At 68.3% G+C, this 20172-nt stretch carries 19 protein-coding genes and 4 pseudogenes; 8 read left to right on the top strand and 15 right to left on the bottom strand.

Annotated elements, in window-relative coordinates; all coding sequences use genetic code 11:
- Positions 1-21: 21 nt before the first annotated feature.
- Positions 22-1023 (bottom strand): NADPH:quinone oxidoreductase family protein, encoded by a 1002-nt coding sequence (locus tag Q8N19_RS15445; protein WP_305592167.1) that lies wholly within the window; start codon positions 1021-1023, stop codon positions 22-24.
- A gap of 193 nt (positions 1024-1216) precedes the next feature.
- Here Q8N19_RS15445 and rlmN point away from each other — a divergent pair, with 193 nt between their 5' ends.
- The 3 genes and pseudogenes from rlmN to Q8N19_RS15430 form a co-directional block, all read left to right on the top strand.
- Positions 1217-2428, top strand: coding sequence for a 23S rRNA (adenine(2503)-C(2))-methyltransferase RlmN (gene rlmN, locus Q8N19_RS15440; RefSeq protein WP_305592360.1), 1212 nt, complete (start codon positions 1217-1219; stop codon positions 2426-2428).
- 68 nt (positions 2429-2496) lie between these two features.
- Positions 2497-2925, top strand: coding sequence for a DUF350 domain-containing protein (locus Q8N19_RS15435; RefSeq protein ID WP_293322683.1), 429 nt, complete (start codon positions 2497-2499; stop codon positions 2923-2925).
- A 7-nt stretch (positions 2926-2932) separates the two neighbouring features.
- Positions 2933-3757, top strand: a pseudogene (locus tag Q8N19_RS15430) (serine protease); the annotation flags it as partial.
- A 95-nt stretch (positions 3758-3852) separates the two neighbouring features.
- Here the strand turns inward: Q8N19_RS15430 and Q8N19_RS15425 are convergent.
- The 3 genes from Q8N19_RS15425 to Q8N19_RS15415 are packed head-to-tail and all read right to left on the bottom strand — an operon-like array spanning position 3853 to position 7641.
- On the bottom strand, positions 3853-5604 hold the full coding sequence (locus Q8N19_RS15425) for an MFS transporter (protein WP_305592164.1): 1752 nt from the start codon (positions 5602-5604) through the stop codon (positions 3853-3855).
- Positions 5605-5638: 34 nt separating this feature from the next.
- Positions 5639-7195, bottom strand: coding sequence for a response regulator (locus tag Q8N19_RS15420; RefSeq protein ID WP_305592162.1), 1557 nt, complete (start codon positions 7193-7195; stop codon positions 5639-5641).
- A gap of 35 nt (positions 7196-7230) precedes the next feature.
- Positions 7231-7641: a helix-turn-helix domain-containing protein gene (locus Q8N19_RS15415; RefSeq protein WP_305592161.1), complete on the bottom strand. Its 411-nt coding sequence runs from the start codon at positions 7639-7641 to the stop codon at positions 7231-7233.
- Between the two features lie 125 nt (positions 7642-7766).
- On the opposite strand from Q8N19_RS15415, the pseudogene Q8N19_RS17015 reads away from it, so the two are divergent.
- From Q8N19_RS17015 to Q8N19_RS15400, 4 genes and pseudogenes are all read left to right on the top strand, one after another.
- Positions 7767-7937, top strand: a pseudogene (locus tag Q8N19_RS17015) (response regulator transcription factor); the annotation flags it as partial.
- A 142-nt stretch (positions 7938-8079) separates the two neighbouring features.
- Positions 8080-8412, top strand: a complete 333-nt coding sequence (locus Q8N19_RS15410; RefSeq protein ID WP_305592159.1) for a hypothetical protein — start codon at positions 8080-8082, stop codon at positions 8410-8412.
- Positions 8413-8626: 214 nt separating this feature from the next.
- A complete protein-coding gene (locus Q8N19_RS15405) occupies positions 8627-8983 on the top strand; it encodes a hypothetical protein (RefSeq protein WP_305592157.1) in 357 nt (118 codons plus the stop codon).
- A gap of 89 nt (positions 8984-9072) precedes the next feature.
- Positions 9073-9519 (top strand): hypothetical protein, encoded by a 447-nt coding sequence (locus tag Q8N19_RS15400; protein WP_305592155.1) that lies wholly within the window; start codon positions 9073-9075, stop codon positions 9517-9519.
- On the opposite strand, the pseudogene Q8N19_RS15395 reads toward Q8N19_RS15400, so the two are convergent.
- The 3 genes and pseudogenes from Q8N19_RS15395 to Q8N19_RS15385 all read right to left on the bottom strand — a co-directional run.
- Positions 9474-10106 (bottom strand): annotated as a pseudogene (locus Q8N19_RS15395) (ATP-binding protein); the annotation flags it as partial. The gene Q8N19_RS15400 and the pseudogene Q8N19_RS15395 overlap by 46 nt on opposite strands.
- A gap of 125 nt (positions 10107-10231) precedes the next feature.
- Positions 10232-11098, bottom strand: a complete 867-nt coding sequence (locus Q8N19_RS15390; protein WP_305592153.1) for a hypothetical protein — start codon at positions 11096-11098, stop codon at positions 10232-10234.
- 50 nt (positions 11099-11148) lie between these two features.
- A complete protein-coding gene (locus Q8N19_RS15385) occupies positions 11149-11370 on the bottom strand; it encodes a DUF6471 domain-containing protein (RefSeq protein ID WP_305592151.1) in 222 nt (73 codons plus the stop codon).
- 108 nt (positions 11371-11478) lie between these two features.
- On the opposite strand from Q8N19_RS15385, the gene Q8N19_RS15380 reads away from it, so the two are divergent.
- Entirely contained in the window at positions 11479-12432 is a 954-nt protein-coding gene (locus tag Q8N19_RS15380) for an IS1595 family transposase (RefSeq protein WP_305592149.1), read from the top strand.
- Positions 12433-13582: 1150 nt separating this feature from the next.
- Here the strand turns inward: Q8N19_RS15380 and Q8N19_RS15375 are convergent.
- From Q8N19_RS15375 to rdgB, 8 genes and pseudogenes are all read right to left on the bottom strand, one after another.
- Positions 13583-13990, bottom strand: coding sequence for a hypothetical protein (locus tag Q8N19_RS15375; RefSeq protein ID WP_305592147.1), 408 nt, complete (start codon positions 13988-13990; stop codon positions 13583-13585).
- 95 nt (positions 13991-14085) lie between these two features.
- Positions 14086-14997: pseudogene (locus Q8N19_RS15370) on the bottom strand (YifB family Mg chelatase-like AAA ATPase); the annotation flags it as partial.
- A gap of 156 nt (positions 14998-15153) precedes the next feature.
- Positions 15154-16101, bottom strand: a complete 948-nt coding sequence (gshB, locus tag Q8N19_RS15365; RefSeq protein ID WP_305592145.1) for a glutathione synthase — start codon at positions 16099-16101, stop codon at positions 15154-15156.
- A 69-nt stretch (positions 16102-16170) separates the two neighbouring features.
- Positions 16171-16989, bottom strand: a complete 819-nt coding sequence (locus Q8N19_RS15360) for a transglutaminase family protein (protein WP_305592143.1) — start codon at positions 16987-16989, stop codon at positions 16171-16173.
- A 10-nt stretch (positions 16990-16999) separates the two neighbouring features.
- Positions 17000-17398, bottom strand: coding sequence for a YraN family protein (locus Q8N19_RS15355; protein ID WP_305592141.1), 399 nt, complete (start codon positions 17396-17398; stop codon positions 17000-17002).
- On the bottom strand, positions 17385-18269 hold the full coding sequence (gene rsmI / locus Q8N19_RS15350) for a 16S rRNA (cytidine(1402)-2'-O)-methyltransferase (protein WP_305592139.1): 885 nt from the start codon (positions 18267-18269) through the stop codon (positions 17385-17387). The genes Q8N19_RS15355 and rsmI overlap by 14 nt, the downstream gene beginning before the upstream one ends.
- Positions 18270-18314: 45 nt before the next feature.
- Positions 18315-19469, bottom strand: a complete 1155-nt coding sequence (gene hemW / locus Q8N19_RS15345) for a radical SAM family heme chaperone HemW (RefSeq protein ID WP_305592137.1) — start codon at positions 19467-19469, stop codon at positions 18315-18317.
- Positions 19466-20068, bottom strand: a complete 603-nt coding sequence (rdgB, locus tag Q8N19_RS15340; protein ID WP_305592135.1) for an RdgB/HAM1 family non-canonical purine NTP pyrophosphatase — start codon at positions 20066-20068, stop codon at positions 19466-19468. The genes hemW and rdgB overlap by 4 nt, the downstream gene beginning before the upstream one ends.
- Positions 20069-20172 lie beyond the last annotated feature (104 nt).

Raw genomic sequence — 20172 nt, 5'->3', positions numbered from 1 at the left:
ACGCGATCAGGGTCGCGGCGATCAGTCGACGGTGACCACCACCTTGCCCATGGCCTTGCGGCTGGCCAGGTGGGCGATGGCGTCGGCGCCCTTCTCCAGAGGGAAGCGCTCGGAGACATGCGGCTTGATCTTGCCGGCCGCATAGAGATCCAGCAGGTCCTTGACGCTCTGGGCGAAGGCTTCCGGATCCTTGGCCGCCCAGGTGCCCCAGAACACGCCGACGATCTCGCAGCCCTTCAGCAGGGTGAGGTTCAGCGGGATCTTGGGAATTTCGCCGGCGGCGAAGCCGATCACCAGATAGCGGCCCTCCCAGGCGATGGTGCGCAGGGCCGGTTCGGCATAGTCGCCGCCCACGGCGTCATAGATCACGTCGAAGCCGTTCGGCCCGGCCTTGGACTTGAACAGTTCCGACAGCTGCTTCTGGCCGTCGCGGTCGAAGGGGCCGCGGCCATAGACCACACCCTCGTCGGCGCAGTGCTTGATGGCCAGATCAACCTTCTCCTGGCTGGAACAGGCGGCCACGACCCGCATGCCCATGGCCTTGCCCAGTTCGACGGCCGCCAGGCCGACGCCGCCAGCGGCGCCCAGGACCAGCAGGCTCTCGCCGGCCTTCACCCGACCGCGATCCTTCAAGGCGTGGAACGAGGTGCCATAGGTCAGGATGAAGGCCGCAGCCTCGTCATGGGGCATGCTGTCGGGGATGTGCCACAGACGGTTGGCCGGCAGGGCCACCTCTTCGGCCATGCCGCCCCAGCCGGTATTGGCCAGAACCCGGTCGCCGACCTTTACATTGGTGACGCCTTCGCCGACGGCCTTGATGACGCCGGACAGCTCGCCGCCCGGCGAGAAGGGGCGCGGCGGCCGCGACTGGTACTTGTCCTCGATCATCAGCACGTCGGGGAAGTTGACGCCGACGGCCTTCACCGAGATCAGCGCCTGGCCGGGACCGGCTACGGGCGCGGGAATGTCCTCGACGACCAGGGCGTCCGGACCGCCCGTCACCTTGCTCAGCACTGCCTTCATGTCGTTCTCCCACGTCCGATTTGCGCAATTGGCGCGGACGCTAACCCAGCCCCGGCGGCGGCGGAAGGTCGCGGACGAACATTTGTTTGAAGGGCCACACCATCGCGACTTCCCCAGCGTCATCGCCCGCGAGTTGGCCCCGGACGCGGCCTCGCCTATATTGGAGGACCTTCCAGACAGCGAGTTCAGACCCTTGGGCGTCACCCTCGATCTTTCGCGCGCGGCGTCCGCCGCCGCGCCGACCCGGCCGAACCTGTCGGGGCTGACCCGGCCGCAGCTGGCCGCGGCCCTGATCGAGGCCGGCGTGGTCCGGCCCGACAAGGCCAAGATGCGGGCCACCCAGCTGTGGCGCTGGATCCACCACTATGGCCTGACCGACTTCGGCGCCATGACCGACGTGGCCAAGGAGACCCGCGCGGCCCTGGCCGAGGCCTTCACGCTTTCCCGTCCCGAGGTGGTCGAGCGCCAGGTCTCCCGGGACGGCACACGCAAGTGGCTGATCCGCATGGCGCCGGGCATCGAGGTCGAAACCGTCTACATCCCCGATGTGGGCCGCTCCGGCGCGCTTTGCGTCTCCAGCCAGGTGGGCTGCACGCTGAACTGCACCTTCTGCCACACCGGCACCCAGGCCCTGGTGCGCAATCTGACGGCGGCCGAGATCGTCGCCCAGGTGCAGGTGGCCCGGGACGATCTGGAGGAGTGGCCGAGCCCCAAGGAAGACCGCCGGCTCTCCAACATCGTCTTCATGGGCATGGGCGAGCCGCTCTACAATCTGCCCCATGTGGCCGCCGCCATCGACATCATCGCCGACAATGAGGGCATCGCCATCTCGCGCCGCCGGATCACGGTGTCGACCTCGGGCGTGGTCCCGGAGCTGATCCCCCTGGGCGACCAGACCCAGGCCATGCTCGCCATCTCCCTGCACGCCACCAATGATGAGCTGCGCGACGAGCTGGTGCCCCTGAACCGGAAGTATCCGCTGGACCAGCTGATGGCCGGCATCCGCGCCTATCCGGGCCTGTCCAACGCAAGGCGGGTGACCTTCGAATACGTCATGCTCAAGGACGTGAACGACAGCCCGGCCGAGGCCAAGGCCCTGCTCAACCTGATCAAGGGCATCCCGGCCAAGATCAACCTGATCCCGTTCAATCCGTGGCCGGGCTCGCCCTATGCCTGCTCGGACTGGAAGACCATCGAGGCCTTCGCCGCGGTGCTGAACCGGGCCGGCTACGCCTCGCCCATCCGCACTCCCCGGGGCCGGGACATCCTGGCCGCCTGCGGCCAGCTGAAGTCGGAGAGCGAGAAGATGCGCGCCAGCGAGCGGCGGCGTCTGGCCCAGGCGACGGACGCGCTTTCCCCTGCCGAACCCCTCGCGTCAGAGGCGAAGGACGCACCTGCGGCCTGAACTGCTTGCCGTGGCCTGCGGCCCTCGTGCTAACCATCCCCCTCCCGACCCCGCCGAGGTGAGACCGTATGCCCCCCGACCTTCAGTCTCCGGAAATCCAGGCCTTCGCCATCGGCTTTCCCACGACCCTGCTGCACGCCGGCGTGGCGGTGCTGATCCTGTTCCTGGGGGCCGCGCTCTATGTGCTGCTGACCCCACACAAGGAAGTCGCCCTGATCCGCGACGGCAACGCTGCGGCCGCCATCTCCCTGGGCGGCGTGCTGGTGGGCCTGGCCGCCCCCCTGGCCCTGTCATTGAACTCGTCCACCTCCCTGGTGGAGATCATCATCTGGGGGGTCTCCACGGTGATGGTCCAGCTGCTGGTCTTCCGGCTGGTGGACCTGCTGCTGCGGGGCTTGCCCCAGCGGATCCAGGAGGGCGAGGTCGCCGCCGCCGCTCTGCTGGTGGGCGCCAAGCTCGCTACCGCCCTGATCCTCGCCGCAGCCGTGGCGACCTGACCGCCTGATGCACTTTCCCCGTCTTCCGGACTGGCTCGTCTACGCAGCCGTGGTGCTGGCCCTCCTGATCTCGGCCGTTGGCCGGCAGGAGAACGCCGCTGCGCCGCCGCCGCCGCCGCCGGTGCCGGGCGAGGAAGGCCTGCCGCTCGGGCCCGCGTCCCCCTTCGATCCGGCCGTGGTGGTCGAGGTGCCGCAGACCGCCGAGCCCGGGGCCGGCACGGCCTTCGCGGTCTCTGACGACGGCGTCTGGATGACCGCCCGCCATGTGGTGGAAGGCTGTAGCCATGCGGCCATCATGGTCGCCGACGGCCGCGGGGTGGACGCCGAAGTGTTCATCGACCCCCGGGGCGAAGCCGCCATCCTGATCACCGAGGGCGGCGCCCCGGCCCTTCCGCTTGGCCTGGACCGCACCTTGCGCCGAGGGGACCGGGCCTTCCACCCGGGCTATCCCCAGGGTCGCGCCGGCGAGGCGACCTCGCGCCTGTTGGGCCGCGAGAACCTCGTGGTCCGCGGCCGGGGCGAGCGAACGGAGTCCGTTCTCGTCTGGGCCGAGACCGGTCGCACAGATGGGCTCACCGGCACCCTGGCGGGGCTGTCGGGGGCGCCGGCCCTGGACAGCGGCGGCCGGGTCATCGGGGTGACGGTGGCCGAGGCGCCGCGCCGGGGCCGGATCTACACCACCTCGCCGGAAACCGTGCTGACCGCCCTGAACGCCTCGGGCCGTCAGGCGGCCAACTTCGCCGTGGGCGAGCCGGTCACCCCCGAAAACTACGGCCGGGTGGCGGACAATCTGCGCCGCGACCTGCGGGTGGCCCAGGTGATCTGCATCGCGCCGGACGCCGTCAACGCCCGGCCGGGTCGCGGGACGCCGGCAGCCATGCCGGCCCCGGAAGCCCTGCCGGAGGGCGCGGCGCCGAAAGCGCCGGATCAGCCGGGCGGCAAGGCCGCAGCCCCGTCGGCCTCGCCCTCTGCGGGCTGAGGGGCCAGCGGCTTCTGGCGCGCGGCGACCATGAAGGCCAGGACGATGCCTACCACCCCGATCGCGGCCGAATAGACGAAGAACAGCAGATATCCTGTGCCCAGCGAGGCGGGACTAACCCCAGACTTCTCCATGGCCCCGGCATAGGCCTCGGCCGGCAGGCTGGCGAAAAGGCCGCGCAGTCCCCCCATGACGCCGCCGGCCTCAGCCGCCGCCGCTGTGCTCTCGACGATACGGCCCGACTGGGAGGCCAGGAGCTTGCCCGGCAGGGAGTAGAAGGACGAGAAGACCGCATACTGGGTGGCGGTGAAGCCGTGGCCTGTCAGGCTGGACATGTAGGCGATGAGGCAGGTGCCGGCGAAGCCGCCGGCCACATTGTCCACGCCGATGGCGACAAACAGCGCGGGGAGCGAAGCCCCCTTCAGGGCCAGCCAGGCGAAGATCAGATTGCTCAACGGACCTGCAAAGGCGCCGATCAGCATGGCCTGGAGCAGGCCGAACCTCGCCACCGCCAGCCCCCCCAGGAAGACGCCGAGCATGGACATGGCCACCCCGAACACCTTCCGCACCTCGGCGATCTCCACCAGGGTGAAGCCCAGGTCGAGATAGAAGGGGGTCATGATGTTGAGGACGAAATCCGCCAGCCGATAGAGACAGATCAGGGCCAGGATCAGGGCCGCGGTCCCCCGGTAGCGATCAAAGAAGTCGATGAAGGGATCAAACAGCGCCGCCGAGAGATAGACCCCCGGTCGGGTGCGGAAGCCGGGTATCGGAAAGGCGGCCAGCACGATCAGACCGCCGCCCGCCAGCACGGCGCCCACCTGCAGGAAGACCCCCCAGGGCCGGCTCGTCCAGGCCGCCGCCAGGGACTCGCCAGCCCCCGCCTGGCCGATCGCGCCGAGCCCCTGGGCCAGGATGTCGGCCGAACCGGCCAGGCCGGAGCCCAGGACGATGGCGCCGGCCACCACCAGGGTCAGACGCGCCAGCCATTCGGGGAGCTCAAGTCCGGGCCGTGAGGGCACGCCCTCCAGGTTGATGGCGCGCACAATGTGCTGGGCTTCCCGCGGGGCGCCCAGGACGCCGGCCACGCCCACCAGCATCAGGGCGGCCATGACCAGGTAGGAGACGTTCCAGCTGTACTGCTGGGCCAGAATCAGCGGTATGGCGCCGGCCACGATGATGGCGATGCGGTAGCCCCACTGATAGGCGGCCGCCAAAGCGCCCTGACGGGTTTCGCCAGCCGCCTCGATCCGCCAGGCGTCGATGACGATGTCCTGGGTCGCGCCGGCGAAGGCCACCAGCACCGCCAGAAGGGCCATCATGCCAAGGTTGCGCACCGGATCGCCGCCGGCCACCAGCCACAGGCCGATCATCACCGCGGCCTGGGCCACCAGCATCCAGGATCGCCGATGGCCCAGCCGGTCGGTGAGCCACGGGATCTTCGTCCGGTCCACCAGCGGGGCCCAGAGCAGCTTCATGGAATAGGCCAGCGTCGCCAGGGAGAAGATGCTGATGACCTGAAGGGACAGGCCCGACTCCCGCAGCCAGGCCGACAGGGTGTCGAAGATCAGCAGGTTGGGCAGGCCCGAGGCGAAGCCCAGGGCCAGCATGATCAGGGCCCGGCGTTCGCCGTAGACGGTCAGGGCCGACCAAATGCTGGGCTTGGGCGCAGGCGTCTGGCCGGCGTCTTGGGTGTTCATGGCGTCTCCCCCGAGGCGGGACGCCCCGCCAGATTCAGCCGACCTTGGCGCGCCCTGCGGCTTCCGTCCAGACCGGGGCGTCCAGGGACCGCCGGGCCCAGCGGGAAAGCACGATTCGCAGGGCCTCCACGGCCAGGGGCTTGACCAGGAAGTCGTTCATGCCCGCGGCCATGCAGGCCTCCCGGTCCTCCTGGAAGGCGTTGGCCGTCAGGGCGACCACCGGGGTCTCGACGCCGGCGGCGCGCAGGCGGCGCGTGGTCTCCTCGCCCGTAATGTCGGGCAGGCGCATGTCCATCAGCACCAGGTCGTAGGCGCCAACCTGCAGGGCGGCCAGGGCCTCATGGCCGGTGAGCGCGTGATCGATGCTGCAGCCTTCTCGGCCGAGCAGGGTGCGGGCCAGCAGCGCATTGACCGGATTGTCCTCCACCAGCAGCACCCTGGCGCCCGGCGCCGCCGCCGGGGCGACCCGGTCATCGTCGGGCGCCGGAGCCTGGTCGGAAGCGCTCTGCAGGGCCGCCAGCACCCGCTCGGCCAGGGAGGCGCGCCGCAGGGGCTTGATCAGATAGCCGCAGAATCCGGAGGCCCGGTAGCGGGCGATGCGGTCACGCTCCTCCGGCGCCAGCAGGATCAGGGCCGGGCGGTCGAAGGGGCGGCGCACCTTGCGCCCCCCTTGGCCGAGCGCGTGGTCCAGCAGCAGGACGTCGTGCGGACCGGTCAGGGGCAAGAGCTCCTCTACCTGGGCGGCGACCACCGGTGTCCCGCCGCAGGCCAGCACCTGCTGACTGGCGGCCTCGCGCACCACGAGGTTGGGAGAGGCGATCCCGACCCGCAGGCCGGCGAGCGGTCGTGACGGGACCGCCGTCGGTCCGGCCAGGGTCTCGAACGGCGCCTCGAACCAGAACACCGCGCCGCCATGGGCCGCGGTTTCGACGCCCACCTCTCCCCCCATGGCCAGGGCGAGGCGCCGGGCGATGGCCAGGCCCAGGCCAGACCCGGTCAGCTGATGGCTGGGATCAGACTGGGCGAAGGCTTCGAAAATGAGGTCCCGGGCGGCCTGGCTGACGCCGGGGCCCGTATCCGTAACGGTGAAGCGCCAGCGTCCCTCGCCCGCAGGCGCCGCCCCCAGCAGGACACCGCCTTTAGCGGTGAACTTCACCGCGTTGCCGGCGAAGTTGAGTAGGATTTGCCGCAGGCGGCTTTCGTCAGCCAACAGAACCGCCTCGGCGTCCGGCGAGGCCCAAGCGATCTCCAGGCCCTTCTCGTGGGCCCGGGGGCTGAGCAGTTCGCAGACCGCTCGCAGCAGCTCCTCCACCGGAACCGGGGCGGCGCGCAGCTCGACCTTGCCGGCGCCCAGGCGGGCGAAGTCCAGCAGTTCATTGACCAGGCCCAGCAGATGTTCGCCGGAGTCGCGCATGGCGCTCACATAGGCGCGCTGTTCGGCGCTCAGTCGCGTCCCCTCGAGGAGACGCGCCATGCCGAGCACGCCGCTCAAGGGCGTGCGGAATTCGTGGCTGAGGGCGGCGAGTTGCCCCGTGCTGATCTGCTCGCCATCGGCGGCGGATCCATCGATGTGGTCGGCTGGCGTTCCCATGTCGCCAGCCTAGTCCCGCCGGATTTAACGGCCCGTCAAAGCCCTGGCTGAGGCTCGTCCTCGCGGGCCATCTCCCGCGCCAGGGCGAGCAGGGCCTGTCGCGCCCGGGAACGGGGAATCACCCGGTAGGCTTCCAGCATCTCAAGGGCGCCCGGGGTCATCAGGGCCGTGAAGGCCTCATCCGGCGGCGCGCTCTCGTGGGTCTCTTCGCCCACCAGCCAGCTCACCGTGGTCTGCAGGGCGCGGCTGGCGGCCACCAGGGTGGAACCCGAGATGCGGTTGGCGCCGCGTTCGTATTTCTGAACCTGCTGGAAGGAGACTCCCAGCCGTTCGGCCAGGTCGGACTGGCTCATGCTGAGGGATCGACGGCGGGCGCGAACCCGGGCGCCGATCGCCCGATCGACGCCGTCGACGTCCGTCTTCGCATCCGACTCCGTCAAATTCATCTCCGGCTCCATCTTGACGCTCAACCTCTGAGCGATCCCATCTGTTGCTATACGTTTGAAGGCGGGTGATGGACGCAGCCCCCCGCATAGCGTGTAGTGAAACCATCCATTGGGGATGAAGGGTCATGACTGAACAGGTGGAACTGCTGACCGCGCGGGAACGGGAGTGCCTGCGCCTGGTGGATCGCCATTTCAGCTCCAAGCAGATCGCCCGCGAGCTGGGGATGTCCAAGACCTCGGTGGACACCTATTGCGACCGCGCGCGGCGCAAGCTGGGGGTCAATGACCGCTACCACGCCGCCCGACTGCTGGCTGACCATGAGCGGGAGGGCGGGGCTGCGGCCGGGTCTGTCCTGATCGCGTCAGGACAGGACACAGTCAGGACAGACCGATCGCCGCCGGCATGGTCGGGTGAAGCCTCATCAGGAGGCGAGACCCATGAAGCACTGGAATGGCGAGGATCGGCGGGCGTCGGTGAACCGGGCCCTGCACCTCAGACGCGAGATCGAGGCCTTCGAGGAAAAGTGGCCGAAACCCTCGCCGCAGGCGGAGTCGATGCCGGGCTTCGCCTGGGACCAGCTGGAGCGTCAGCTGACGGATCTGGCGGCCTCGTCGGTCCAGGCCGACATGGTGACGCATCTGGTGTCGGCCACCCGCAAGCTGGCGGCGTTCAAGCCCCCGGAGATGGTGATGCGGGAAATCCTCTGCCTCACCTGGGTGCTGCTGGACGAGAACTTCCATCCTGGCGAGACGGCAGCACCGGCGGCCTAGGCCCGACCGCGCGGATCGGCCTGATCCTCGCCATCGCCATCGGTTCGGCCCTCGCCTTCGGGGGCGTTCTGGCGGGGCTTCAGGCCTTGTCCACGCTGGTCTGACCACCGCCGAGGGGCGCTGAGGCGCGCCCCCGGTGTCGCCAGCGCCACCGACCTAACCGAAGATCACCCCAACATTCCCCCGGGCACAGCCGGCGGGACGGAGAGACCCCATGCTCAAGCAACGCCGCATGTACGCCGACCAGGTCGCCGCCAGCCTCTTCGAGGCCGAAACCGCCATCGACGCCGCCCTGGCCAAGACCGCCGCTCTGGCCGGCGTCATGCCGGGCCTACGGGCCCAGGCCGGCCTCTCGGCCCTGATCGGGCAGGAAGCCGTCGAATGGACGAGCCGCTCCATCAGCGCCCTGGCTGAGGCCCGCCGCGCGGTCATTGAGGCCCACAAGGAGCTGAGCATCGCCCAGAAGCAGATTGGCCTGGGCGCTGTGCTCTATGGCGACGGGGCGCCCAAGCCCGGCGAACCCATCCATGCGCCGTCCCTGCGCGCTGTCGGCGAGACCAACGCCGCCTGATCAGCCCCACCCTGTTGAGGCCGGCGCCTATGATTGGGGGCCGGCCTCTGCCACCCTGGCGGGCGTGAACCGACCTGGGGACCTCAGCCTTGTATTTCGCCGTTCTCCCGCAGCAGATCTGGTTCATCGCCATGATCCTGGTGTCCGGCGCCGCGCTCTGGCGGGGCGGGATTCCGGAAAAGCGGGTGGCGGTGGCCAATGTGGCCGCCTGGTTCCTGACGCCCCTGGCCTACGACCGTGACGCCCTGGGGCTCCAGTGGGGCGTGCTGGGGGTCGATGCGCTGTTTCTGGCCTATCTGCTGTTCCTCGCCCTGACCACAGAGCGCCTGTGGCTGTTGTTCGCCACTGCGTTCCAGCTCCTGGGCATCGTCACCCACGTGGCCATGGGGGTGGACGAGGGCGTGCCGGCCCTGCCCTATCGCTGGGGTCTGGTGATCTGGAGCTATCTCACCCTGACCTCCCTGGCCGTGGGCGCCTGGGTTCATCGGGATCAACCGGCCAGGACGCTCGACCCCTCGGCGGAAACCCGGCGGTAGATCAGCGCCTCGGCCAGATGCACCCGCCGGACCGACTCCACCCCCTCCAGATCGGCGATCGTTCGCGCCAGCCGCAGGGTGCGGGTCCAGCCCCGGGCGGTCAGGCCCGCCCCCTCGGCCGCCCTGGACAGCAGGGCGCGGGCGGGGCCGTCCAGATTGGCGATCGCCTCCAGCCGCTCCCCTGAGGCCTGGGCGTTCAGCGGCGCGGCGCTCTCGCCTGCGGTCGCGGCCCGCTCCAGCTGGACCTGTCGCGCCTGGGCCACCCGGGCGGCAGCCTCGGCGGTGCCGGCGGCCGGGGGCGGCAGGGCCATGTCAGCGGCGGTGACGGGGGGCACTTCAACCACCAGGTCCATGCGGTCCATCATCGGGCCGGAGATCTTGCGCTGATAGTCGCTCTGGCAGCGGGGCGCCCGACCGCAGGCGCCGCGGCCCGGCCCGCCGACGCCACACCGGCAGGGATTCATCGCCGCCACCAGCTGGAATCGCGCCGGATAGCGCACATGGGCGTTGGCCCGGGCCACCACCACCTCGCCGGTCTCGAGCGGCTGACGCAGGCTGTCCAGGGCCTGGGCGGAAAACTCCGGCATTATGTAGCAAACACACCAAGGACGATGCGACTGCCGCCAGATGCGGTCGCGAACATCCCCGGAAGTGTTGCGCTCCAAATGCCGCTCCAATTTAAGGAGCGGACCCCATGGTGTTAGGAGTTCTCTTAGGTGGAGTAATTCTGCTGGCCAACTGGTTGCCAGCGGAACCGGTATCGGTCGCCATTCGGGTTCCCGTCGAGCAAGTCGGTTACGTCACCCATGAAATGCATTTGGACGCACACCTCGGAGACGCGTGTCCTTTCGGGCTCGAACACGTCGTTATAGTCGCATCTGCTCCACAGAATGAGCCGATCACCGCTTCGGATCACCCGATCAATGTCCCCAGCCATTATGTGCAGATAGTTGGAGTGGAGTGGGAGCTGCGGGGGCACAGCGGCCACGCCGGGGGCTCCCTCGTCTGGGAAGAATTCTGGGACTTCCACCTCCAGGCCAATGATCTCGGCGGCAATCTGGACAATGCAATTCTGTGCTGCGGTCGCTCCAGTGTTGAGCCATCCGACGCGGACGAGAAAGGCTTCTGCCGGATCACCGGCCTTAGAAACCTGGGTTATCTGGTATTCGACGGGGGACACTTGCGCACGCATGGCGGCCATCTGAACCCGGGCCATCAGCTTAGTGGCTTCGGCGCTGTCCTTGGCTGTTTGGACGGTGCCGGTCGTTTCATCGGCGAGCCTTTCCTCAAGCTGATGCTGCTTGAAGGCGACAAACGTCAGGGCGAACGTAAACAGCACCATCAAGAAGTCGGAAAAATTGTCCGGGTCGAATATCCAAGCCCCAAGCCATCCAATCGGGTCGCGGATGAAGCTAGGCTTATCGCCGCCATTTTCGGTGGCCTCGGCGTCGCCTTCACTGGCGGTGGCTACTACGGCCTGCTCCGAAGCTGGGATGGGCGCTGGCAGAGGCGCTTGGGCAGGTTTTTTGGCGTGTGCGGCCTGATCTTGGGCGCTCTGTTCATTTCCAGCGCTGGGCACGCCTTTCAGTGCGTCTTGGGCTATGGATGCCCCGGCTAAGAGAGCGAGTATCAGCCCTCCAAGTGCAGCGTAGTAACGCCCATCGCGCTTAGACATTGGATCAAGAACGCCCCGGTGAAACTTCCCCGGCTGATCTTGTTCCGAAGGTTGGCCTCTGTCTCGCTGATTCCGATAGCCGCCAGCTTGTCCACCAGGCCCTTATAGGTGATCTGGCGTCGGGCCATTTCCGCCCGTAGCAGGCCCTTTGTGTAGGCTGTCCAGTCGCGGTCCATAGGCGTCTCCGATTGCGCGTCGAATGTCATCATATTCGATGCGATTGCCGTTGACAACGATACGTGATGCCATCATAACCGATACCAACGTATCGGATGTGATGACAAATGGCCCAGCACTTTCTCCTTTCAGCCGCCGCCCGCACGCTCTCCCTGGCGAAGGTCATGCGTATGACCGACGAACAGGCCTTCGACGCCTTCCGCGCGATCCGTTGGGCTTCGACCGAAGGCGACGCGGTTTGCCCCAAGTGCGGCTGCTTCGAGTGCTACACCTACGCTGCCCGTCGCATCTTCAAGTGCAAGGGTTGCGGCTCGCAGTTCTCCGTCACCAGCGGCACGATCTTCGCCAGCCGCAAGATGGACCTGCGCGACATTCTCGCCGCCATCGCGATCTTCGTGAACGGCGCCAAGGGCTACAGCGCCCTCCAGCTCTCCCGCGATCTGGACTGCCAGTACAAGACCGCTTTCGTCCTCGCCCATAAGATCCGCGAAGCCGTCGCTTCCGAACAGCAGACTTCGGTTCTAGACGGTGAGGTCGAAGTCGATGGCGCGTACTTCGGCGGCTATGTGAAGCCCGCCAACCGCCGCGAGGACCGCAAGGACCGTCGCCGCAAGGTTCACCAGACCGGCAAGCGCCAAGTCGTCGTCGTGGCCCGCGAGCGCAACGGCGAAACCCTGACGCACGTCGCCAAGTCAGAAGCCGAGGGCGTCCCCTTCGTCCTGGGCGCCGTCGCCCACGGCTCCACCATCCACGCCGACGAAGCCTCGCACTGGGATAGCCTGGAAGCCCGCTTCCTGACGAAGCGCGTCAATCACTCCGTCGAGTACGCCAACACTGAGAGCAACACGAACATGGCGGAAAGCTTCTTCTCCCGCCTGCGTCGCGCTGAGATCGGCACCCATCACCATATCGCGGGCCGCTACCTCGCCGCCTACGCCACCGAAATGGCGTGGCGCGAGGACAACCGCCGCGTTTCCAATGGTGAGCAGTTCCTAATGGTCGCGGGCGCCACGATGGCCCATCCGGTGAGCCGCCAGTGGAAGGGTTACTGGCAGCGGTAAGCGCAAACGTTCTGGTATTCGCGCAAAATGAAAGTAAACGTTAGGGTGTGTACGAGCGAGACTGGAAAGACTTCCTCTTGCGGGGCGGTAATCCGATTGGGATTGCCCACGTCCGCCCGGAGTGCGTTCGCTTCCTTGGGGCGTCATCAGACATCCTCTACCTAGCGCCTGAATACGCGCGGAAGGCTGTAGGCAAGCACGGGCTGGCCCCGGCGAGCCTCAATCTCATTTTCGATGCGGTGGCGCCTGGGGGAGGGACTGCCGTCTCCTGTCGGGACCGGCACGTGTCGTTCTTACACAACGACGGACTCTGGTATCATGTATGTATAAAGGTGAGCACAGATAACTGCCGCCTGTTCCTCGCCACCTTCCACCGGATCGACAAGACGGGCGTTAATAGTCGCTTAAAGCGCGGTGCCCCTATACCAAAATAAAAACGGGCAGGTTGCCCCGCCCGTTTGCGCAGCGAGGACTCCAAGTCCCCCGCATAGCACCGGAAAGCTAGACCCTCCGGCTACGGCATGGAGATTCACCGTGTCGTGCGCGAATCAATACATAGCGCCATTGATTCGCGCCATCAAGCGGACGGACTCGATTCCGGTGGACTGTCAATGCCCCAGCATGGGGGTAGTCTGTGGGTTGTTGCGCCGGTTCTGTGGGTGGGCGTTGGGCTATGCGAGCGCCGCTCGCGTGAAGTGAGCCTCGCGAGCCGCAAGGGCGCGCGAGGCGAACGTCGTTCGCTTCCAAAAAGGTGGACAGCACCCATCATGCATGATTCAACGATCTTGCTAGGTGGCGCTCGCCGTCTAGTCATCTATCCGCCAACGGGCTTAACGCGACGGGTAGCTGCGGCAGTGAGAGACAACAGTCTCCCAACGGCCAAACCGGTAGCGGACATAAGAGCAAACGCTCACCGCCATCGGCCAAGAACAAGCAATACGCATCGTATCGCCTCCTTTCCTGGGTCCTGGGTGTGAGCCCAGGGCTCCGGACACCCCATGTGCCCCGCGCCACGAGCACGCAGGGGTGATGGAGTCAGGAAAAGGGACGGCGAGCGCCGTTGATTCTTCTGCGGCGCCTCAGGGTGACTCGTCAAAGCCAAAAACAGCCTTCAGACAGATTATTTTCAGAGAAAGACATGCGCATGTCTTTATGTGGCCAGTTGCCAACCTTTGTATTCCCCGGTCTGAGGCACCTCTACGACTAGGCCTGCGACTTTGAGCTTGAACAGACACGCCCCCACCCGCTTGCGGAACATGGTGACGGTCACCGCACCTTCGCTTATCTTGCGAACCTCTAAAACCTGTCGCGCGATCTCTAGACTTGTGAGCGGCTGATCAGCAGCGCGCAGCGCCGCTAGGACGTGGCGCCGCATCTCCCCCTTGAACGCAGCCTCCTTGGCCGGGAGCGGCTTGGCGCGCCCCAGCTGGGCACCAGGATCAAACAGGCGGATTGTGTGCTCCACCGCCTCTAGGTCGAACACCAGGGCGTTGAGGGTCTTCCGCGTGGCCTCGATCTGGCCTGCGATGTAGCGGTGCTTCTCAATCAACCCCGCCACGGTGTTTGGGCGCTCTATCTGCATATCCGATACATACCGCATCGGACCCGGTGACGGTCATCCTGATCTAGGTGTGTTTGCTACATAATGCCGGAAAACTCCGGCAGTTCATCGAGGAACAGCACGCCGTTGTGCGCCAGGGAGATCTCGCCGGGCTTGGCCTTGAGTCCGCCGCCGGTGAGCGCAGCCATGCTGGCTGAGTGGTGAGGCGTACGGAAGGGCCGTTGGCGGGTCAGCTCGCCCTTGGCGATCAGGCCGGCCACCGAGTGGATCATGGAGGTCTCAAGCAGCTCGGCCGCCGACAGGGGCGGCAACAGGCCGGGCAGCCTGGCGGCCATCATCGACTTGCCCGATCCGGGCGGGCCCATGAACAGCAGGTTGTGGCCGCCGGCCGCGGCGATCTCCAGGGCGCGCTTGGCGTTCTCCTGCCCCTTCACATCGCGCAGATCCGGGACGCGCTCGCCCTCCACCACCGGACCGGGCTGCGGCGGCGACAGGATCTGGGTCCCGCGGAAGTGGTTAACCAGGGCGATCAGGGACGGCGCGGCCAGGATGCGGGTGTCACCGGACCAGGCGGCTTCAGCCCCGCAGGCCTCGGGACAGATCAGGCCCAGCTCCATCCCGCCGGCGGCCACGGCGGCCGGCAGGGCCCCGGCCACCTGGACGATGCGGCCGTCCAGGGACAGCTCCCCTACCGCCGCCCAGCCGGTCAGGGCGTCCGGCGGGATGATCCCCATGGCCGACATGACCGCCAGCGCGATGGGAAGGTCATAGTGGCTGCCCTCCTTGGGAAGGTCGGCCGGCGCCAGATTGACGATGATGCGGCGGGCCGGCAGGGCGAGGCCCAGGCCGGCAAAGGCCGCCCGCACGCGCTCCCGGCTCTCGGCCACGGCCTTGTCGCCCAGGCCGACCACCACGAAGGCCACCGCCCCGCCCGTCAGCTGGACCTCGACGTCCACCCGGCGGGCCTCGACCCCGTCGAAGGCCACTGTCACCACGCCCGCCATGGCGCTCTTCCCCCGCGACGCCCTCGCCTCAAGGGCTCTCAGGGGCGAGTTTATCCACAGAGCCGCAGTCGCCGCGGCCCAGACCACGAACAAAAATAGAACACAACGGGAAGCTGCGACAAGAGCGAAATGCGCGGAGGCGATTGAACGGCTATCCTATGCCCCGGCGCGGATCGCCTCCACCCGCGCCCACATCAGATCGGTGGCGTCGATGCCGGTGAACTTCTGCAAGGACCGCGCGCCGGTGGGCGAGGTGACATTGATCTCGGTAAGGTAGTCGCCGATCACGTCGATCCCGACAAACAGCAGGCCGCGGGCCTTCAGCTCCGGGCCGATGATGCCGCAGAGCTCCCGGTCCCGGGCCGTCAGCTCGACCGCCTCGGCCCGGCCGCCGACTCGCAGGTTGGAGCGGATCTGGCCTGCGCCCGGCACCCGGTTGATCGCTCCCACCGGTTCGCCGTCCACCAGCAGGATGCGCTTGTCGCCCTTTGTGACGTCGGGCACGAACTTCTGGATGATGACGGGCTCGCGGCCGATAGCGGCGTGCAGCTCGAGCAGCGCGTCAAGATTGGGATCATCGGCCAGCAGGCGCGCCACGCCCGAGCCACCGTGCCCGTGCAGGGGCTTCAGCACGACATCCCCATGCTCGGCCCGAAAGGCGTAGATGGCGTCGATATCCGAGGTGATCAGGGTCGGCGGCTGCACCCCTGGAAATGTGGTGACGAACAGCTTTTCCGGGGCGTTACGCACCTCGGTGGGGTTGTTGACCACCAGGGTCTTGGGGTGGATGGCGTCAAGGATGTGGGTGGCGGTGATGTAGGCCATGTCGAAGGGCGGGTCCTGGCGCAGCAGGACCACGTCCATCTCCGCCAGGTCGCGTCGCTCCCACGCCCCGAAGGCGGCATGGTCGCCCTTGACGTCCTGAACCCGCACAGAGCGGCCGCTCGCCGTGACCCGGCCGTTTTCCAGGGACAGCTTGTCGGGGGTGTAGACCCACAGGCTGTGGCCCCGGGCCTGGGCGCTGAGCATCATCTGGAAGGTCGTGTCCCCCTCGATGTTGATCGATTCTAGGGGGTCCATCTGGACGGCGACCTTCAATGCCATGACGCGCTCCTGGTTCAACGGCTGTCCCGACATAGGCGGCGGCGGGCGAGAGCGCCAGGGCCGGGCGCCTCAGTTCAGCCTGAGCCGGACCCGCTCGCGCTGGACCCGGGCGGCCAGGGCGGCCCCATGATCCAGCTCTCCGGCCCGCGCCAGGGCTTCGAGCGCTCCGGCCAGGGCGCCCTGTCCCTCCCGGGCGGTGGCCACGTCCAGCCAGGGTCGATGATCCTGGGGGTCGAGCAGCGCCCGACGCAGGGCCGCCCGCTCGGCCCGACCATAGTCGCCCGCCGCCGCGGCGCGGGCGAAGATGTTGTTCTGCAGACGGATCAGGACGGCGCGGTCGGCCGCCGGCGCCATCAACAGGTCCAGCCGGTCGGCCACATTCGGGGTCAGGCCCGCATGCAGCGCCCGGCGGGTCAGCTCCGAGGGCAGAACCACCCGGCCCTCACTGAACGGATCGAGCGCCAGGGGCCCCTCCGGGGTGTCGATGCGCAGCAGGAAGTGGCCGGGGAAATCGACGCCCTTGACGTTCAGCCCCCCCAGCTTGGCCACGTGCAGATAGAGGATGCCCAGAGTCACCGGCAGGCCCTTCCGCCTCTGGGCCACGGCGATGATGTCGGCGTTGTCGGGATCATCATAGGTGAAGAGGTCCCCGGAGAGGCGCAGGTCGCCGGACATGGTTTCAGCCAGCGCCTCCTCCTGACTCTCCCGCCGGAGCCGGGCGGTCAGGCGCTCGACGCCGACGGCGGCCAGGTCTTGCACGACCTGAGGATCGCGGGCCGGGTCATCGTGGATGGCGCAGGCGATGGCGGCCTCCAGCAGCGGGAAGTCCTCGCCTGGTCCCAGGCGCCCGGCCTCAGCGATCAGCGCCTCAGCCTCATCGCGGGTCATGCATCCCCCCTCACGCCCCACTCCAGGCGTCCGGGCGATGCTGCGGCAGCCGTCCGGGCGCCAGGGCGATCAGGTCCAGCCGCACCGCCATGGCCTTCAGCCGGGGGCGTCCCCCGGCCACAGCCGCGCCGGCCCGGCGCAGGCGATCACGCTGCTCAGGCGCGACGGCGGCCAGGGCGTCGGCCAGGGTGAGCCGGCTCTTGACCTCCACCACCGCCAGCACGCCGCCCTTCTGGGCCAGGAGGTCGATTTCGCCGAGGCGGGTGCGAAGGCGGAAGCCGAGAATCCGGTAGCCCTTGAGCATCAGCCAGATCGCCGCCCAGACCTCGGCCCGGCGGCCGCTGCGGCGGGCCAAGGCCCCACGAAGCTGGCGCGTCCCCGCAGCTTGGCCGGGCTCAGGCTTCGGCATCGGCCTGATCCGCCTTCAGCTCGAGCGCCCGGCGGTACAACTCCCGGCGGGGCAGGCCCAGCGCCCGGGCCACCTCACCGGCCGCCTCGGCGGGCTTCAGCCGGACCAGGGCCTCACGCAGGGCGAGATCCGCATCGGCCGCGGTCGCCTCCATCTCTCGCCCAGGCCCCACCAGAATGACGATCTCGCCCTTCGGGGCCTGCAGGGTGGGTTCGGCCGCCAGGACGTCCAGCGGCCCGCGCACCACCGTCTCGTAGAGCTTGGTCAGCTCGCGGCAGACTACCGCCTCCCGTGGCCCGAACACCTGGGCCATGTCGGCCAGGCTGTCCCCCAGCCGCGAGGCGCCCTCGAAGAAGACCAGCGTCGCCCGCACCCCGGCCACCTCCTGAAGGAAGCTGCGCCGGGCCGCGCTCTTGGGGGGTGGAAAGCCGGCGAACAGGATGCGGTCGGACGGCAGGCCCGCCACCGACAAGCCCGCCAGCAGGGCCGAGGCGCCTGGGATGGGGTGGACGGGAAAACCGGCGGCGGCGGCTTCGCGCACCAGACGATAGCCGGGATCGGAGATCAGCGGCGTGCCGGCGTCCGACACCAGGGCCACCCGCCCGCCCTGCTCCAGCACCGCCAGGGCCTTGGGTCTGGCCCGTTCGGCGGCGTGCTCGTCGTGGCGCTCCATCTTCCCGGAGATCTTGAAAGCCGACAGCAGCTTTCCGGTCACACGGGTGTCCTCGGCCAGGATCAGATCGGCGGCGGCGAGTACATCCAGAGCGCGTAGTGTGATGTCTCGCAGATTCCCGATAGGCGTCGCGACAATGTACAGACCCGGCGCCAGAGGCGCGTCGGACAGGGCGGGCGGATCGACGGAATGGGCCATGGGACAAGGGTTCGCCGGTCGGAGCCCGCAAAGCAAGCGTCGCCTTCAGACCAGCAGCCGTTGCACCACATGGTCAAGCAGTAGCCGCCCAGCCGGGGTGACGCGCAATCTAAAGTTGTCTTCTTCCAGCAGGCCGGTCCCTGTAAGGGATTTGATCCGGGCATGGTCCGGCGACAGCCCAAGAGGCGCCACTTCTGCGAAAGTGACTCCCGGCCAGATCCGCAAGCCGCTGATGACCCGCTCCTCGGCGGCGGCGGCCGGCGAGAGAGCTTCAAGTCTGACGAAGCCGCGACCTGATTCGGCTGCCTGGGCGATATAGGCCGCCGGGCGCGCCATCGCCTCGGTGGCGTTGCGGACGCCGTCCATCGTGATCCGGCCATGGGCGCCGGGCCCGACGCCCACATAGTCGAGCCCCCGCCAGTAGACGAGATTGTGCCGCGAGCGGGCGGCCTCGCCCCGGGCATGGTTGGAAACCTCATAGGCCTCGAATCCAGCAGCCTCGAGGACAGCCTGGGTGGTGTCGTACAGGGCTGCGCCGAGCTCATCATCGGGGGGCGTGAACTGGCCCCGACGCACGGCGCGGTCAAAGGCGGTGCCGGCCTCGATGGTCAGCTGATAGGGCGAGACATGCTCAGGCCCATAGGACAGCGCCTCTCGCAGTTCGGCCTCCCAGGCCTCGGGCGTCTGGCCGGGGCGGGCGTAGATCATGTCCAGTGACAGGCGCGGAAAGGTTCTGGCGGCCATCTCCAGGGCGCGGCGGGCGGCGCCGGCGTCGTGGTCGCGGCCGAGGAAGGTCAGGGCGGCGTCGTCCAGGGCCTGCACCCCCAGGGACAGACGCCCCACGCCGGCCTCGGCCAGGGCGGCGAACCGGCTCGCCTCGGCGTCAGTGGGATTGGCCTCCAGGCTCACCTCAAGGTCGGCGGCCGGGGTCCACAGACCCCGCGCGGTCTCCAGCACCTTCGCCACCGCGGCCGGATCCATCAGGGACGGCGTCCCGCCCCCGAAGAAGACCGAGACCAGGGTGCGGGGGCCGGTCAGGAAAGCCTGGGCTTTCAGGTCGTCGAGGATGGCGGCCACCAGGGCCGCCTGCTCATCGGCGCGGCCCCGGTCTCGATAGACGTTGAAGTCACAGTACGGGCAGATCCGCGCGCAATAGGGCCAGTGGACATAGACCCCCAGGGGGGGCGCTGGGCTCGTCAAAGCAGGGCGGCCTTGAGCTTGGCGAAGGCCAGCGCCCGGTGGCTCATGGCGTCCTTGGCGGCCGGCTCCATCTCGCCGAAGGTCTCCTGCCCGCCTTGGGGAACGAAGATGGGATCATAGCCGAACCCCCGTTCGCCCCGTCCGGGGAAAACCAGCTGGCCGTCGAGCCGGCCCTCCACCACCAGGGCAGGCCCCTCATCGGGCCAGGCCACCGCCAGGGCGCAGGTGAACCAGGCGGCGCGGTCCTTGAGGCCTGTGGCCTCCAGCCGTTCCTCCACCTTGGCCATGGCCAGGCCAAAGTCCTTGTCCGGCCCCGCCCAGCGGGCCGAATAGACCCCGGGCGCCCCGTCCAGGGCCGCGACGCTGAGCCCGGAATCGTCGGCCAGGGCGATCAGGCCGGCCCCCCGGGCGGCCGCCCGGGCCTTGAGCAGAGCGTTGCCGACAAAGGTGGTCTCGGTCTCCTCCGGCTCAGGCAGGCCAAGCTCGCCGGCGGTGACCAGCTCGAAACGGTTCTCCAGGATCGCCGCCAGCTCGCGGGCCTTGCCGGGATTGTGAGTGGCCACCACCAGCCGGGCGCCGGGTTCAAGCTTCAGGGCCATCGGCCATCCTTTCGTGAGACGGGGCAAACATAGGCAGCGCAGGCGCGCCCGGCAAACCGCCAGGCTCCTGGCGACGGCCAGTCCCGCGAGATGACAGATCGTTC

Origin of the sequence: Phenylobacterium sp. (assembly GCF_030693405.1) — a bacterium.
Lineage (GTDB): Bacteria > Pseudomonadota > Alphaproteobacteria > Caulobacterales > Caulobacteraceae > Phenylobacterium.
This window is presented reverse-complemented; position numbering and strand designations above follow the sequence as displayed.

Coding starts and splice junctions, on each gene's coding strand:
- Q8N19_RS15415 (WP_305592161.1), bottom strand. CDS start 7,641: ATGAATTTGACGGAGTCGGATGCGAAGACGGACGTCGACGGCGTCGAT.
- Q8N19_RS15420 (WP_305592162.1), bottom strand. CDS start 7,195: ATGGGAACGCCAGCCGACCACATCGATGGATCCGCCGCCGATGGCGAG.
- Q8N19_RS15360 (WP_305592143.1), bottom strand. CDS start 16,989: ATGACCCGCGATGAGGCTGAGGCGCTGATCGCTGAGGCCGGGCGCCTG.
- Q8N19_RS15410 (WP_305592159.1), top strand. CDS start 8,080: ATGAAGCACTGGAATGGCGAGGATCGGCGGGCGTCGGTGAACCGGGCC.
- rdgB (WP_305592135.1), bottom strand. CDS start 20,068: ATGGCCCTGAAGCTTGAACCCGGCGCCCGGCTGGTGGTGGCCACTCAC.
- Q8N19_RS15355 (WP_305592141.1), bottom strand. CDS start 17,398: ATGCCGAAGCCTGAGCCCGGCCAAGCTGCGGGGACGCGCCAGCTTCGT.
- Q8N19_RS15445 (WP_305592167.1), bottom strand. CDS start 1,023: ATGAAGGCAGTGCTGAGCAAGGTGACGGGCGGTCCGGACGCCCTGGTC.
- gshB (WP_305592145.1), bottom strand. CDS start 16,101: ATGGCATTGAAGGTCGCCGTCCAGATGGACCCCCTAGAATCGATCAAC.
- Q8N19_RS15380 (WP_305592149.1), top strand. CDS start 11,479: ATGGCCCAGCACTTTCTCCTTTCAGCCGCCGCCCGCACGCTCTCCCTG.
- Q8N19_RS15405 (WP_305592157.1), top strand. CDS start 8,627: ATGCTCAAGCAACGCCGCATGTACGCCGACCAGGTCGCCGCCAGCCTC.
- Q8N19_RS15435 (WP_293322683.1), top strand. CDS start 2,497: ATGCCCCCCGACCTTCAGTCTCCGGAAATCCAGGCCTTCGCCATCGGC.
- Q8N19_RS15385 (WP_305592151.1), bottom strand. CDS start 11,370: ATGGACCGCGACTGGACAGCCTACACAAAGGGCCTGCTACGGGCGGAA.
- rsmI (WP_305592139.1), bottom strand. CDS start 18,269: ATGGCCCATTCCGTCGATCCGCCCGCCCTGTCCGACGCGCCTCTGGCG.
- Q8N19_RS15425 (WP_305592164.1), bottom strand. CDS start 5,604: ATGAACACCCAAGACGCCGGCCAGACGCCTGCGCCCAAGCCCAGCATT.